Annotated in this window: 13 protein-coding genes; 8 read left to right on the top strand and 5 right to left on the bottom strand. The window is 54.0% G+C overall.

Annotated features, from left to right (window positions below):
• The 4 genes from J7M22_00825 to J7M22_00840 all read left to right on the top strand — a co-directional run.
• The coding region (locus tag J7M22_00825) for a PD40 domain-containing protein (protein MCD6505142.1) at positions 1-720 on the top strand (720 nt) is incomplete at its 5' end.
• Positions 721-727: 7 nt separating this feature from the next.
• Entirely contained in the window at positions 728-1,405 is a 678-nt protein-coding gene (locus J7M22_00830) for a hypothetical protein (GenBank protein MCD6505143.1), read from the top strand.
• Positions 1,406-1,491: 86 nt separating this feature from the next.
• Positions 1,492-2,202 carry a hypothetical protein gene (locus J7M22_00835; GenBank protein MCD6505144.1) on the top strand — a complete coding sequence of 237 codons (711 nt, stop codon included), beginning with the start codon at positions 1,492-1,494 and terminating at the stop codon, positions 2,200-2,202.
• Positions 2,203-2,328: 126 nt separating this feature from the next.
• Positions 2,329-4,236: a hypothetical protein gene (locus tag J7M22_00840; GenBank protein ID MCD6505145.1), complete on the top strand. Its 1,908-nt coding sequence runs from the start codon at positions 2,329-2,331 to the stop codon at positions 4,234-4,236.
• Between the two features lie 311 nt (positions 4,237-4,547).
• Here the strand turns inward: J7M22_00840 and J7M22_00845 are convergent, their stop codons facing one another.
• Both J7M22_00845 and J7M22_00850 read right to left on the bottom strand, forming a co-directional pair.
• Positions 4,548-6,194 carry a hypothetical protein gene (locus tag J7M22_00845; protein MCD6505146.1) on the bottom strand — a complete coding sequence of 549 codons (1,647 nt, stop codon included), beginning with the start codon at positions 6,192-6,194 and terminating at the stop codon, positions 4,548-4,550.
• Entirely contained in the window at positions 6,191-7,198 is a 1,008-nt protein-coding gene (locus J7M22_00850) for a Gfo/Idh/MocA family oxidoreductase (protein ID MCD6505147.1), read from the bottom strand. Before J7M22_00850 ends, J7M22_00845 begins: the two co-directional genes overlap by 4 nt.
• Before the next feature lie 206 nt (positions 7,199-7,404).
• On the opposite strand from J7M22_00850, the gene J7M22_00855 reads away from it, so the two are divergent.
• Positions 7,405-8,811 (top strand): mandelate racemase/muconate lactonizing enzyme family protein, encoded by a 1,407-nt coding sequence (locus J7M22_00855; GenBank protein MCD6505148.1) that lies wholly within the window; start codon positions 7,405-7,407, stop codon positions 8,809-8,811.
• A 46-nt stretch (positions 8,812-8,857) separates the two neighbouring features.
• Here the strand turns inward: J7M22_00855 and J7M22_00860 are convergent, their stop codons facing one another.
• The gene (locus tag J7M22_00860; GenBank protein MCD6505149.1) at positions 8,858-10,312 is read right to left on the bottom strand and encodes a hypothetical protein; all 1,455 of its coding nucleotides are present in this window, start codon (positions 10,310-10,312) and stop codon (positions 8,858-8,860) included.
• Between the two features lie 307 nt (positions 10,313-10,619).
• On the opposite strand from J7M22_00860, the gene J7M22_00865 reads away from it, so the two are divergent.
• The 3 genes from J7M22_00865 (at position 10,620) to J7M22_00875 (ending at position 15,125) form a co-directional block, all read left to right on the top strand.
• Positions 10,620-12,716: an acetate--CoA ligase gene (locus J7M22_00865; protein ID MCD6505150.1), complete on the top strand. Its 2,097-nt coding sequence runs from the start codon at positions 10,620-10,622 to the stop codon at positions 12,714-12,716.
• 207 nt (positions 12,717-12,923) lie between these two features.
• Positions 12,924-14,003, top strand: coding sequence for a phosphotransacetylase family protein (locus J7M22_00870; GenBank protein MCD6505151.1), 1,080 nt, complete (start codon positions 12,924-12,926; stop codon positions 14,001-14,003).
• A 114-nt stretch (positions 14,004-14,117) separates the two neighbouring features.
• Complete coding sequence (locus J7M22_00875; GenBank protein MCD6505152.1) at positions 14,118-15,125, top strand: cellulase family glycosylhydrolase; 1,008 nt, start codon at positions 14,118-14,120, stop codon at positions 15,123-15,125.
• A 12-nt stretch (positions 15,126-15,137) separates the two neighbouring features.
• Here the strand turns inward: J7M22_00875 and J7M22_00880 are convergent, their stop codons facing one another.
• Both J7M22_00880 and J7M22_00885 read right to left on the bottom strand, forming a co-directional pair.
• The gene (locus tag J7M22_00880; protein MCD6505153.1) at positions 15,138-15,494 is read right to left on the bottom strand and encodes a hypothetical protein; all 357 of its coding nucleotides are present in this window, start codon (positions 15,492-15,494) and stop codon (positions 15,138-15,140) included.
• Positions 15,457-15,642 (bottom strand): glycosyltransferase, encoded by a 186-nt coding sequence (locus J7M22_00885; protein ID MCD6505154.1) that lies wholly within the window; start codon positions 15,640-15,642, stop codon positions 15,457-15,459. The genes J7M22_00880 and J7M22_00885 overlap by 38 nt, the downstream gene beginning before the upstream one ends.
• Positions 15,643-15,739 lie beyond the last annotated feature (97 nt).

Genomic DNA, 15,739 nt, shown 5'->3' on the forward strand with positions numbered 1-15,739 from the left:
GCCGAGATCTACGTCATGAACGGCGATGGTGAGAAGCTCAGAAGATTGACTCGCAACGAGGCTGAGGACAAGGCTCCCGCGTGGTCTCCTGACGGTAGGTGGATAGCCTTCAGTTCCGATCGATCGTGCAACTTCGACATCTGGCTTATGGATGATCGAGGTGAAAAGTTGAAGCGGCTGACGGATAGCCCTGCGGATGAGATCCTGCCGGCATGGTCTCCCGATGGTGAGAGGATCGCTTTCGCCTCGAACATGAGCGGTGATTGGGAGATCTATCTGATGGATCTGAGGGAGGGAAGGGCGAAAAGGCTGACGAATTCACCTGGCTTGGATTCCTATCCTGCTTGGTCTCCCGATGGCGCGGCGATCTCCTTTACCTCTATGAGGGAAGGTGATATGGAGATTTACCTGATGGATGAGGAAGGGAGACTGTTGCGAAAGCTTACCGATAATGACGTGGATGATGCCGTTTCAAGATGGTCACCTGACGGAAACCACATCATTTATCAATCCGAGGGTGAAAGGGGAAACTGGGAGATCTGCGTTATGGATCTGAGGACAGGCAAGGTGCGGAGGATCACGCGAGGCGAAGGCTGGTATGTTGAACCGGCCTGGCAGCCGGGACACAGCGCCGTAGGGGTTAATCCGCTCGTCGATTTTAGGATCACGTGGGGATGGATAAAGGGGGAGGCTCTAAAAAAGCGAAGATCGAGGAGGTAAAATCAGCATGTTCAAGATTATGTTAACTTTGTCCGCGGCCTTCGGATTGGCGTTCGGGCTTACGCTCCTCGCCATGGCCGTGGAGATCGGAGTTGAGGCCGAGAACGCCGACACCATCGAAGCTCCGATGGTCGTCGCCACTCCGGACGATGCCGCCGCACAGGGGGGACCGAAACCGGATGAACCATCAGGGGGAAAGTTCGTCTGGGTTCCCGGACCCCCTGGAACCGGCGGCGGCGGTAAGGGATTTGCCGAGTTCTATATCAACATACCCAAAGCCGGAACCTACGCCATCTGGGGGAGGGTGATAGCGTGGGACGGAAACAGCGACTCCTTCTGGGTGACCGTCGTCCCACCCGACCCCGCAGATCAGAACCCTCAGGATACAGGGGACACCCACTACAGATGGGCTGTCCAACAGGGGAACGAGTGGCACTGGGACAAGATCAACCAGTGGCTGGATGGAGGAACCTTCGAGAGGAAATGGGATATACCGGCCGGTAAGACGCTCATCAAGATCTGGACCCGTGAGGACGCCACGATGCTCGACTGCCTCTATATCACCGACAACCTCTCGGACGATGAGGCTGAAGTTCAGCCGAAGCTGCCCTCAGAGCTGGCGACGGCTGTGGAACCCGCAGGGAAGCTCTCAACCACCTGGGCCAAAGTTAAATCGGTCCGATGAAACCTATAAGGGGGAGCTAAAGGACGGGAGTCGGCCTCTCGACTCTCGTCCTTTGACCCTCAACTAAAGCTAAAGGGGGAGATACCTTGATCGGGAGAACGTTAGCGGCGGGACTGGTGATATCCATTTGCATGGGTTTTCTCTCGTTCGCCCATGCAAAGGAAGTGGAGATAGCGTTGGAGGCCGAGCTGGCGAACACGATCCAACCCCCTATGGTGGTAGGCGTGCCGGAGGACGCCAAAAAGAAAGGGGGACCCCTCCCGGATGAGCCCTCAAGGGGGAAGTTCATATGGATGCCAGGAGCTCCTGCCACCGGTGGCGGCGGTCAGGGATTTGCAGAGTTCATAGTGAATATCCCCAAGGACGATACATATGCCATCTGGGGGAGGGTGATAGCGTGGGACGGAAACAGCGATTCCTTCTGGGTGACAGTTGTCCCGCCCGATCCTGAGGATCAAAATCCGCAGCAGTCCGGGGACACCCATTACAGATGGGCCGTTCAACAGGGCAATATGTGGCACTGGGACAGGATAAATCAGTGGCTGGACGGAGGAACCTTCGACAGGAAGTGGAAGATCCCCCAGGGGGAGGTACTGATCAAGATCTGGACCCGTGAGGATGCCACGATGCTCGACTGCCTTTTCATCACCAGCAACGAAGGTGCCATCGATCCGAACTCGGCCAACGTTCGGACGCCAACCGATGCGGACGTGGAATATCAGAAGACGGGAGGCAAAATCGCCGTCTCGGCTAAAGGTAAACTGACCACCACATGGGCGAAGATCAAAGGGATGTGAGGTTCATAACGAAAGGGGTACGGCGTTGCCGTGCCCCAAATCCTCCATGGAGAAGGAATCCCTCTAGCGGATCATTCCATGAAAGCTGAGGAACACTATTTCGGCGGGACGTAGGGCTCACGCGAGATGCTAGGGAAACCTGAGGGTAGAAACGGCGTCACGATACGTGCCATCCTGATAGGCCTTGCTTTCGTCCCCCTTAACATCTACCTTGTCATGCAGTGGGAGACCGTCTGGGGGGCACAGTATCCCACTACGATGGGCATATTCTACAACGCCATCTTCTGCCTGTTTCTGGTATCCCTCCTGAACCTAGCCCTTAAGGCCATCCTCCCCAGAAGAGGCCTATCTCAGGGAGAACTGCTCACGATATACGTGCTGCTTATAAACTCCATCACGGTCACCAGCCATGATTACACACACAGCATCTTCTGCACCTTGGGGGTAGCACGGTGGTTCGCCACGCCTGAAAATGAGTGGAGCACTCTGTTTTGGAGGTACCTGCCGGAGTGGACCACGGTGAACGACGAGAAGGTATTGCGGGGGTTTTATGAGGGCGAATCGACCTTCTACACCGCCCAGCATATGCTGGGATGGCTGAAGCCGATGATCTGGTGGACCATCTTCCTGACGGCTATGGTTTTCATCATGATCTGCCTGAACGTCATCGTCAGAAAACAGTGGATAGAACATGAAAAGCTAACCTATCCATTAGTTCAGCTGCCTTTCGAGATGAGCCGACGGGATAGCAAGGGATTCTGGGGAAACAGGCTGATGTGGTTGGGGTTTGGCGTGGCCGCCGGGGTAGATATCATGAACGGATTGAACTTCCTATATCCCGTTTTCCCGGCGGTGCCGATCAGATACAACCTCGGGACGCACTTCGTCGATAAGCCCTGGAATAGCATGGGAAGTTTTCTCATCCAGGTCAATCCCTATGCGATCGGATTGGCTTTCCCGATCCCCTTGGATCTTCTCTTTTCATGCTGGCTTTTCTTCCTGATATGGAAGGCCGAGAGGGTTGTAGGAAGCGCGATAGGGGTCAATGCTCCTGGATATCCCTTCCCCGATCAACAGATACTAGGGGGATATCTGGGGATATCCGTCGTAGCGCTGTGGATGGGGAGGAAATGGCTATGGCGGATAGTGAAAAGGATTTTGGGTCTTGAGCCTGAGCTGGACGATTCGAATGAGCCGATGAGCTACAGAACGGCGGTTCTGGGGGCGATCCTGGGGGTGGCCTTTTTAACGATGCTGCTCTATCAGGCCGGGATGGAGGCCTGGTTCGCCCTGAGCTTTCTGATCCTGTACCTAGCCATAGTCTTCGCGTTTACGAGGATGCGCGCCGAATTGGGTCCGCCCCTTCAGGGGATACACTATTCAGGTCCGGTTCAACTGACCGTGGCGGCAGTGGGAAGCCGACACATTTCACCTCAGACCCTGACCGTCGCCGCACCGCTGTGGACGATGACGAAGGAGCTCAGGAACGTGCCGATGCCCTTTCAACTGGAGAGCTTCAAGCTGGCCGACAGGGCCAGCATGAATGCTAGGAGATTGTGGAAAGCCATGCTCTTCGTCTCCTTCATAACGATCTCTCTCACCTTTTGGATCTTCCTTCAGCTCAACTACAAGCTGGGGGCGCTGAAGGCATGGAGAGGACTGGTGGCCTACAACAGCATAGAGAGATGGGTGACAAGGCCCTCTGGTCCGGACAGGGGTTTCCTGGTCTCAGCGGGCATCGGATTTATGGTGGTGCTCTTCAATACGGTTATGAGGCTCCGGTTTCTATGGTGGCCGCTGCATCCGCTGGGTTACCCGGTGGCGGGATATTACCATTTTGAGAAACTCTGGTTCCCGTTTTTTATAAGCTGGCTTGCCAAGCGAACCATACTCAGATATGGAGGCATTAAAGCATATCGAAGGGCTTTCCCGCTGTTCATGGGCTTCGTTCTGGGAGAGTTCTTTATGGGCAGCATATGGGGGATAATCGGCCTTGCTACAGGAAGACCCACCTACGCTTTCAAGAGCTGGTAAAACCCTACACACATCTTATCACTAGGTGTAAACGTTTTAACGTTGGTTGCGTAATTGCGTTCGCTCATATTATCGCTAAGTGTAGCAGAGATCTTTAAAGCTACCGTCCGCCTCTCGGCTGTCCGCCGCTTATAGGTCATTTATTGTCATTTGTCGTCATTTATCGTCATTTGTAGTCATTAATGACGGCGAAGCCGAATGACTTAATGACTACAAATGACGGTTGAGCTGTGGACGGCGGACAATTAGCCATAGATAGTACGGGCGAAAAATCTTTCGCCCCTACTCAAGGGAAATAAGAGCGAACTAGATCAATCTCCAATTGGCGATTTGAACTCCAAACCGTCAAGTTTCCCCCCATCCATGGCCGTGATGCGCAGGATGAAAGAGGCTTCCCCTTCACCTGAGATCCTAATCAGGATGGGATTTTCGCCGAGACGGAGTTTGATCGGAACGGAATCGCTATCGAGCAACGCCGATTTGCCGGCAGTGTTGAGGATGGGATTTCCGTTCAGATAGACCTTCGCCCTTCCCATGCAGCCGAACCTCAACAAACCCTCTCTCTCATCCCGGCTGACGGCGAAGACGAAGGCGTAGCCGGAACGTCCCTTTTTCATCCTGAAGGTTATAAATCCGTCTTCATATCTGTCCCTGTGTTTGCGCCATCTGGTCTCGCGCAACCGACCGAATCTGCCGTGAAATTCCTCTATGTTCGATGGTTCTGCGAATTCTCTCTCCACCTCATCCGCTTCCTTACCGGAAAGCGGACTCAGCGTGGCCCACTTTTCCTCCGGCGGCATGCCAAGATCGAGATAGATTTGAGGTTGAACGCCTTTTCTATTCTCGTATGCATCGATTTTGAGGAGTTGGAGTTTGAGCCAAGGTTGATCGGTCGCCCGATCAGGGGGCACATCGCAGTACTCCGTGGCGATAAAGGTGAGCCATCTCTTCTCATAAGATCGGAAATCCGCCCCGTAAATCCTCTTGAACCTCTTCTTCACGGTCGATTCGGTAGCTCTGCCGAAGAGGGATTTGAAAGAGCCGATGTCATACTGATCTATCAGATATCTGACGAAAGATCCGGATAGCCTTTTGGCCCGTTCGAGCTCCTCGGTCGAGGCGTGATGCCATCTGCGATACGGAATCAGATGGGAGAGAGGCGGCGCAAGGCCTGTCCTGAGTATATCCCTTGCCTCCTTATGGATTCGATCGACCTTCCTGCCGTCCAGCGCCCTACCTATCCCCTCATACAGTATCTGAACGGGGGTGTATCCCGGCCCGAGATAAAGCGCCATATGGACGAGATACCTACCTATCTCATCATAGCTCGCCGCGTATATGCTTCCCCTGTTAACGCCGAACCTGACATCCCTGGCAGGGAGGTATATCTTGATCCTATCAGGAGGGGACGGGGTCCCCAACAATTTGGAGACTCTAGAGAAGATCTCCTCCAACCGTCTCATACGCTCGACGGTTATTCTGGTGGGCGAATCCGTAAAGAAGACGAAATGATCGCTCGCTTTGACGTTCGTCAGTTCACCTCGAAGTCTATGTTCCGTAAGAGGCTGTCGCAGAACGGCAACGATCTCAGCGAGTGAGTCCCGTCTGTCAGGGCCGCTCCAGATGGCGATATAGGGGAGGATGAAGATCAGACTGAGATAAAATATGATGCCGAAGGTGATGATCCCTATTCCGAGATCATCCCTTCGGACTATGTCCCATATCAGGAGGAAGAAACTTCCCGCTAGACCCATATAGATGAGGATCTCCGGTATCAGAACGGCGTAAAGGGGCGGTTCCCAGAACTTGTTCGAGAAACCATACACCACGACGCTGTAAAGGGCGGCGAACCCCAAAACCCCTATAATCAGAGGGAGAAGGTGAAATCTGCGGATCGGCGAGGGTTCCCCCTCGCCCGATTCGAAATCCACCTTGGGCAAAGGCCTCCGATTCGTCAAAGCGGCAACCTCACCTCCCTACCCTCCGCTGCTGAGATATATGCCGCCTGTAGGAGTTCCGTCAGGTTTCTGCCGTCCTGTATGGTTATGGTCATCGGCGTCCCGTGCAGTATGGCGCTGATCCACTGCTGCATCGGGCTTGGCAGGGATTGGGGTCTGTTTTCACGGATATATCTCTGCGCCTCCTCAGATGAGAATCTGGTGCTCGTCAGCACTATCCCTTTGGGATGGCCGATGATGAGCGATCCTTCGGTGCCGTACAGCTCCAGCATGTTCGGCCCTGAACGGTGGATCCAGGTGACGTCTATGATCCCGATGGCGTTGTTCTCGAACTCAACCAGCGTGACGGAGTTGTCATCTATATCGTATCTGTGGGTGAAGTTGTTTATCTTCGCAAGGACGCTTTTAGGCTTGCCCATAAGCCATCGTATGACGTCAACGCGATGACATCCCAGATCGAAAAGCGCTCCGCCGCCGGCCCTTTTGGGATCGCCGAACCAGTTTCCGGGCGGAAACCATCCGTCCAAAGCGGCGGAGTGAGCGATACGTCCACGTCCCATGGTTATTTCGCCTATTATCCCCTCCTCGACGACCTTTTTAGCCAGGAGTATATCGGGGCTGCATCTGGAGGGGAGCGAGATCATGAACTTGATCCCGGCATTTTCCACCGCTTCTATTATCCGATCGCACTCCTCCACGGTCAGAGCCAGGGCCTTCTCGGTGAAGATGTGTTTCCCCGCCTTAGCGGCGGCGATCATGATATCCTTGTGCATCGAAGTAGGGGCGTTGATGACCACGCCGTCCACGTCATCCCTGGCGAGCACCTCATCCAGGTCCTCATAGAAGGGGACTTTATGTCTCTCGGCGGCCTGTCTGCCGCCGTACTCCTCCTCATCCCAGATGGCGACTATCTCGGCCTCGGGATTTTCCTTCACCTGACGCGCATATCCCTCGGCATGCACGTGGGCGAAGCTCAGCATCGCAACCCTTACCTTTTGCGGCATGACATGACCTCTCCATCGGATATTCTCATCGCCCACTATTTTAAACCAGCAGGTGGTGATTGTCAAGAATAGGGCTTGAGGCTCAGAACTTCGCGAGAGTTTTGGGAGGTCATAGATGTGGATTGGGAAGGGGAAATTGAAAAGGTCCGCTGTGGTATGAGATAATATTCATCGATAGGACATAAGCTGATTTTCGGGGGTTTACCATGGCGAAGGAAACCGACGTTCGACCTAAGCGTGTGACCCTTTATTTCCTCCCCGTGCGGACGCGCGTCCCGCTGAAATTCGGTCCCGAAACCCTGACACATGTCACATGCGCCCGAGCACGCATGATCGTTGAGGATAGGAGAGGACGAAGGGCTGAGGGATGGGGCGAGACGCCGCTGAGCGTCCAATGGGTGTGGCCCAGCTCTCTAAGCTATGAGGAACGACACGAGGCGCTGAAGGATTTCTGTCTGATACTGGGAGAAGAGTGGTCCCTGTTCGATGAATGGGGCCATCCGATAGAGGTAGGCCATGCCTTCCAGAGGGATAAGTTGCCCCAACTCCTCGATGAATTCAACGGACGGAGGGAAGGCTCCGAACCGATGCCCTGGCTTGCCGCCCTTGTCTGCTGTTCCCTCTTCGATATAGCCCTACACGACGCCTATGGAAACCTACATCGGATTCCCATATACGAAACGTACAACCCGGAGTTCATGAGCGCCGATCTATCGCATTTCATCGAACCGGCCGAGGGGGCAGATATCTCGTTCAGGGGGAAACACGTTGAGGATTTCCTCGTCTTCCCCCGGCCGAATCGCATGATGGCCTGGCATCTGGTCGGCGGCAAAGATCCCCTAGATGAGACCGAGCTGGACGGCACCGAGCCCGATGACGGATATCCCGTGCTTCTGGCCGACTGGATAAAACGAGACGGCCTGAAATGTCTGAAGGTGAAGCTGAGGGGCAACGACGAGAGATGGGATTACGAAAGGCTCGTTAAGGTGGGACAGATCGCACTCCGGCACGACGTATACTGGCTGACGGCGGATTTTAACTGCACCGTCACCGATCCGTCGTACGTCAACGAGATCCTGGACAGGCTTATGCTCGAACATCCACGCATCTACGGGATGATCCTCTACGTGGAGCAGCCGTTCCCGTATGATCTGGAGAGGAACCAGATCGACGTTCACAGCGTCTCGGCAAGGAAACCGCTTTTCATGGACGAAAGCGCCCATGATTGGCATTTGATCAGGCTCGGACGTAAGTTGGGATGGACGGGCGTGGCCCTCAAAACCTGCAAGACGCAGACCGGCGCTCTGCTGAGCCTGTGCTGGGCCAAGGCACACGGTATGACCCTGATGGTGCAGGATCTGACCAACCCGATGCTGGCCCAGATACCCCATCTTATGCTGGCGGCACATGCCGGGACGATCATGGGGGTGGAGACGAACAGCATGCAGTTCTATCCTGAAGCCTCCATGCCGGAGGCAGAGGTTCATCCGGGCGCGTACAGCCGAAGGGAAGGCATGGTCGATATATCCACGGTCCGGGGGCCCGGTTTCGGATACCGAATCGGGGAGATAAAGCGTGTCTTACCTTCCCCTGCGGCGCGATTTGGAGACTAGATCAGAACCTCAACCGCTTTGCTGCATAGCTTGGTTTCCCTGCTGTTCAAAATAAGCTCTCTATGTCTTTCAGCGTCTCCTCGATAAGTACATCTCCACCTTCAGGGCCGACGATATTACTAGCCGGTTCGGATCCGTAGCTTCTACCGGCTACCGAGCGAGCCGTCGGAAGATAGGATCCGGGGCCAGCGAGCTGGACGACGAAGGTTTGAACGGCCTTGCTTCGGGCTTTGATCCGGATGCCGTAGTCGAGATAGAGCTCGAAGCTGTTCGTCGCAAAAGCGAGATCGCCGATCCTGATAACGTGCAGCTCCATAGGGTAATAAGGCTCCCTCTCCTGCAGTTCATACCGCTCGATCACCCGCTCATACCAACTTCGCCTGCCATAACACGTGGAGCGCTCGTGGTCCGTCACAGGCCGATCAGATAGCTCCTGAAGCCGTTTCGCATAGAACTGGATCTGCCTTTGTGCTTCTTCGACATCCGCTTTCGTGATCCTTCTGCGTGGCAGTTGAATCGTTCGAGCGGAGTGACGCAGGGGAATTTCGTCGGGGATATCACCGCCTGCGACGGCAAGCACCCCATCCACCGCGTTCGCTATCCTGTTGCCGATCTCCATACGCTCCGCGAGCCTAACATCTCCATCGGCGCGATCGATATACCCTTTGAGCTTCAACATCCGTTTCTCCGCCTCCTTATCGAACATCACGTGTGGCGACTGATCGCCGGCAGCGCTACACTGAGGCAGAATGAAAAGGCGATCACCGTGTCTCTTCCGGATTTCACACCGAGCCTCGTGCCAGTAATCAGCGGAGACAAAGCGATGTCCCTCGGTTACTTGGGCCGGACAGGGGACGTTCACGATCATGCCGGTTAGGCGCAGCGTTCCATCGTAGGTGAAGAGCAACTGAATGGAATGATCTTCATATCCTTCGATGTGTGAGAACTCAGGCGTTGACGTGTCGCCGTACATCAACGCGGAGCCGTCCTTTTTAACCTGGCGTCTATTTCTGCCTATGACGGCATAGCCCATCCCGAAGGCGATCGCGCCTGGCTTTCGAGAATTCCAGGCCTCGGCGATACATTCCGCGGAACGATCTATGAGAATTTCTCCGTACTCCTGGGGTGACATCACCTGTGGTCCTGGGTCCTCCCAGCCGATGAAGATCTCCTTCGAGTCGGGATCGAGCATGTGAGGTGCTGTATGCGTATGGGTAGCGCTTATGAAGACCTTTTTCGGATCGAGATCGGGCGCCAGCTCTGCAAGCCTCCTACGCACACCTTTGATCAGCGGTTCGGGAACCGTCACGTGATCTACAGAGGCCATCACGCACTGCTCGCCGTTGGACTCGATCGCCAACGCCGTGACCGTCAACGGATCTCGGACAAACTGGGATATCCGCATATAAAACTGACCGCGCAGCATCACCGGCCGGTTCGGTGTGACGTCACGCGACGCCCAGCCGATCAAGAGCCTTCCCCCGTCGTTTGTCTTTGCCACGATATAACCTCCTCGGGCTTAGGAAGTGCCAGAATGCTATAACATCGGAGCCGGCCTGTCAAGACAAGAAAAGCAGATCAAACCGTAGGGGCGAGGCATTCTTCTTTGAATACCTCGCCCCTACTACTGTCCATTGAAAAACTCGGCGGTGAAGGTTATAATATAAATTGCTCGTGGTCATTGGGTCATCAGGTTTTGTCGTCATCGGTGACGGCGCAATGACTACAGATGGCCATGAATGACATCTTCTTAGGCTGAAGGCTAAATTAAGAAGGACCTTCAAACTAGCTTATTCAGGTGTGTGAGGATGTTTGAATTTTTCTTCTCTCCAAAGTCGGTGGCCGTTATAGGTGCTTCGAGGAACAAGCAAAAGCTGGGATACGGCGTTTTACTCAACATAATCCAATCGGGGTTCAAAGGCAGGGTTTATCCCATAAACCCTAAAGCCGATGAGATACTTAATTTGAAATGTTATCCTTCCGTTTTGGACATCCCTGATGATATAGATCTGGCCGTGGTGGTTATACCGGCCCGACATGTTTTGAAGGCCGTGGAGGAATGCGGAAGGAAGGGGGTCAAAGGCGTCATCGTCATATCGGCCGGCTTTAAGGAGGCAGGGGGCGAAGGCGCAAAACTGGAACAGGAGCTGGTGAGGATCGTTCGTCAATACGGTATGAGGATGATGGGGCCGAATGTGCTGGGATTGATAGATACCATCACGCCTATCAACGCCTCCTTTTCGGCCGGAATGCCTCATTCGGGCTCGATCGCCTTTATGTCTCAATCCGGTGCCCTCTGTACCGCCGTCCTGGACACGTCCCTTGCGGAAGGGATCGGGTTTTCCAGGTTTGTCAGTCTGGGGAATAAGGCCGATTTCAATGAGATCGATCTGCTTGAAGCCTGGGAGAAAGACCCTCACAGCAAGGTCATCACCGCCTATCTTGAGGGGATAGTTGACGGGGTGCGTTTTTTGGAGGTGGCCCGTAGGGTAACCAAGACCAAACCCATCATCGCCATAAAATCCGGGACAACAGAGGCAGGCGCCAGGGCTGTTTCATCCCACACGGGAACCTTAGCCGGTTCTGAGAAGGCATATGAGGCCGCCTTCAGGCAGGCGGGCATCATCAGGGTTTTCTCCATTCGAGAGCTTTTTGATTACGCCCTCGGATTTGCCATGCAGCCGATGATCAAAGGCGGCGGAATCGCCATCGTGACGAACGCCGGCGGGCCCGGGATAATGATGACGGACGCCTGCGAGCGATTCGGCGTGCCTATAGCCCGGTTTTCACGTGAGACAATAGAGCGTCTGAGGGCTCATCTCCCCCCGGCCGCTAACGTTTTAAACCCCGTCGATGTGATAGGCGACGCCCTTGCCGATCGGTATGCTGTCGCCCTGGAAACCGTGTTGAACGATCCTAACGTCGGCGGAGCTGTGGTTATACTTACCCCTCAGGTTGTGACGCAGATAGAAGAGACCGCCAAGGTAGTTGGAGAGATCGCCTCCAGATATGATAAACCGGTTTTGGGATGCTTCATGGGCAAAGCCACCACCGAAAAGGGGGTTCAGATACTCAGAGAATACAGCATCCCGAACTACGAGGTTCCGGAGAGAGCTGCGGGGGTCTTCAGGGCGATGTATGAATACAAAAACTGGCTTGAAACCCCTCCGCTTAAGGTGGAACGATACGAGTTCGACCGCGATAGGATCAAACGGGTGATCACAACCGCCAGATCTGAGGGAAGGCTGACGCTGGGCGACACGGAGGCGAGGGAGATCATCCAGGCATGTGGTATCTCGGTTCCAAAGACGGGGCTGGCTCGAACACCGGAGGAGGCCGTGCGGATAGCGGATGAGATCGGCTATCCGGTCGTTATGAAGATAGCCTCCCCGAATATCCTTCATAAGACCGATGTGGGTGGAGTTAAACTGAACATACAGACTCCGGAGGATGTCAGGGATGCCTTCGACCTTTTCATCTACCGTGCCACTCGGTATATGCCGGACGCCACCATATGGGGATGTCAGATCCAGCAGATGGTGCGAGGCGGCAGGGAGGTGATCGTCGGGATAAGTCACGACCCTCAATTCGGGCCGCTTCTCATGTTCGGACTGGGTGGGATATACGTGGAGGCCCTTCGGGATGTGAGTTTCCGTATAATCCCCCTCTCACGACGAGAGGCGACTGAGATGGTCAACGAGATAAAATCGATAGGGCTGTTGAGGGGATTCAGAGGCGAGCCGCCGTCCGACATAGATTCAGTGGTAGACGTCATCCTCCGCGTAGCCCAGCTCTCCATGGATTTCCCAGAGATCGTCGAGCTGGACATCAACCCGCTCATGGTGATGGAGGTGGGAAAGGGAACTATAGCCGTAGATGTGAGAATGGTGCTTTCATCCAGATGACTATAATGTTTTCGCTCTTATTTCCCCTTGGGTGCAGTATCTATCTATGGCTGATTGTCCATCATCAGCGGTCCGCAGCGAGATAGCGGTGGACCGCGAACGGTCAACTGTGGACGCTAATTTTAGAAATCTCTGCTACACTCAGCGATAATTGGCAGGAGAATAATCGCCGCTCTCAAGGGGAGAAAATCTTCGGGAGAATAAAACATGGTAGCCCTATATGTCACTTCAAATCAGCTTTCCTCCGGGAAAAGCATATTGTGTGTCGGCTTGGCTAAGAAATTCGATGAGGAGGGCTTTTCGTTCTGCTACATGAAGCCGGTCAGCGCCATGGCACAGATCGAAGAGGGGGAAGTGATCGACGACGATGCACTGTTTATCAAAAAATTCTTCGATCTGCCTCATCCGTTGAGCGATCTGGTTCCGATCACCCTGACCCCGCAGACGGTCGAGGCGATTCTGCGTGAGACGGTTAAGCTGGATTTTGAAGGGCAACTGAAGGAGGCCTTCAGAAAATACGCCGGGGACAAGGATATCCTGCTCCTTGAGGGCGAAGGATCCATGTGTGAGGGTTACATAATTGGGCTTTATAAATCATATGTGGCCGATCTCTTCGGCGCTAAGGAGCTGATGGTGATCAGATATGAATCCGACATGGCGGCCGTGGACGAGTCGCTTGCCGCTAAGGATATGCTCGGGGATACGCTGTTAGGAGTGGTTCTAAATATGGTGCCGAAGCCTAGAATGCAGTTCGTCGAGGAGGTGGTTCGTCCATATCTGGAGAAACGGGGGATAGCCGTATTAGGGGTATTGCCTCGCGAGCGGATCCTTCAATCCGTTAGCGTGGGGGAACTGGTTGAAGCCCTGGATGGTGAGGTCCTGTGCTGTGAGGAGGAATGCGATGAGCTGGTGGAATACATAACGGTAGGTGCCATGACGATAGAGGCCGCCTTATACTACTTCCGGCGAAGGGCGAACAAGGCCGTCATCACAGGAGGAGATAGGCCCGAGATACAGCTAGCTGCCCTTGAAACCCCAACTAAATGCCTGATCCTGACAGGGAACATCTATCCAAGCCCGATAATCCTCTCCCGAGCCGAGGAGCTCGGGGTACCGATAATCCTGGTTCGTCATGACACCTTCACGGCCGCGCAGTTGATAGACCAGGTCTTTGGAAGAAGCCGGTTCTGCCAGGAGAGAAAGATAAATCTCTTCGGGAAACTGCTCAACGATCAATTCGATTTTCGAAGGTTTTATGATGCTTTAGGGCTTCTAGGTTCAGGATAAAAAAGCCGCTATCGCCTACATTCTCCCCGAGTGTCGATCGGTCGTTTGTCGTCCGGAATTCTCTAAAATAGAGGCTGGACAGCAGATATCGAACTGCCAGCAGCGAATGTTAATGTGATCACAGTGGAGCTTTCACGGTTTCTCATCTTCATATTCATATCGTCGCTGGCCTTTGGAGGTGAAGTCCGGGATACCTTCACCCTGGGCTGTAATCTGCCATGGCTTGACGGGAGGATGGGGTGGGATGTAGCCTATAAGCCCGAATGGGGATGCGGTTTTGATGAGGCGAAGGTCGATAGGTACTTTGCGGACATGCACAGAATGGGAGTAAAGGTGGTGAGATGGTGGCTCCTTGCGGATATGAGGGGAGGGGTTATCTTCGATGAGGACGGATATCCCACAGGAGTATATCCTGAACTGTTCGAACATATGGATTACGTGATGGACAGGATCTGTCCAAAATACGGGATCAGGATCTACTGGTGCCTGTTATCGGGCCTTCTGAACACGGATCATTTCAACATGGTCGTCGATGAGAAAGCCAGAAGGGTCTACATCCAGAACGTCCTCATCCCGATAGCGAGGCGATATGGCGATCACCCCTATCTCTTCGCCTTCGATCTGATGAACGAGCCCGAATCGGACGTTAAAGGCCCAAGCGGCAATTGGAGTTTGAGGGGAACGGACTGGAACACGATGAGGGAGTTCCTGGGAGAGTGTGCCGATGCGATACACAGGGTCGCCCCCAGAGCTAAGGTGTCGGTCGGTTCAGGATGGCACGGATGGGAGAACGTCGCAAAAGGTAAATACAAAGGGTTGGGGTTGGATTTCTACGACTTTCACATCTACACCGACTCCACCTATCTCCCGCCTGTTAAATCGCTCAAGCTGGATAAACCCTGTCTGATAGGCGAGTATAACGTGAGGGAGGAGACGAAGGATGAGGAGAGGCAGGCCGAGCTTGTCGGAAGGTTTCTGAGGGAGGCGAGGGAGAAGGGGTATATGGGGGTTTTGATATGGAGCTACGACCATCCTGAGAGCAAGTCACCCCACGCCCTGCTGCGTCCTGACGGAAGCTGGAAGAGGGTGGCATGGGAGATAAAGCGGCTCAGCGGGGAATAATAACTTCCGCCGTCAATCATCATCCAGCCTTATCCTCAGAAGATCGATCAGTATTCTCATTCCATCCCTCATCGACTTCATCGAAGACCCCTCTTTCTCCCGCCATCTTATGGGAACCTCCGCTATTTTGCACCCCATCCTTAGAGCCATCTTCACGATCTGAACGTCGAAACAGAAGCCGTTGACCTTGAGGTCTGAGAACAGCCTCTTTACCACATTCCTCCTGAACCCCTTATACCCACACTGTGTGTCCCTTATCCTCCAGCCGAAAAGCGATCTTGTGAGAAGGGAGAAGAGGTAATGGAGCACGAATCTCTTGAAGGTTCGGTATTTAACCCTCCCCCCCTGATCTTGAGCCCACGGCCACATCGTATTCCCGACGGAGCACCTCTATGATCCTGTCAAGCTGGGAGATAGGTGTCGAAAGATCGGCGTCTATGAAGAGAATCAGATCCCCTCGGGCCGAGAGAACGCCGCTCCCAACGCGCCAACAAAGATCGTTATCTCCTTCAGCCACCTCTTGATAAAACCCATATTCCCAAACATATGATCAGACTCCCCATCAATTTGTTTAAAGATAGGGGTTCATGGAGGATTAACCTCGACAGAAACAC

The organism is Candidatus Poribacteria bacterium (genome assembly GCA_021162805.1).
Classification (GTDB): Bacteria; Poribacteria; WGA-4E; order B28-G17; family B28-G17; genus JAGGXZ01.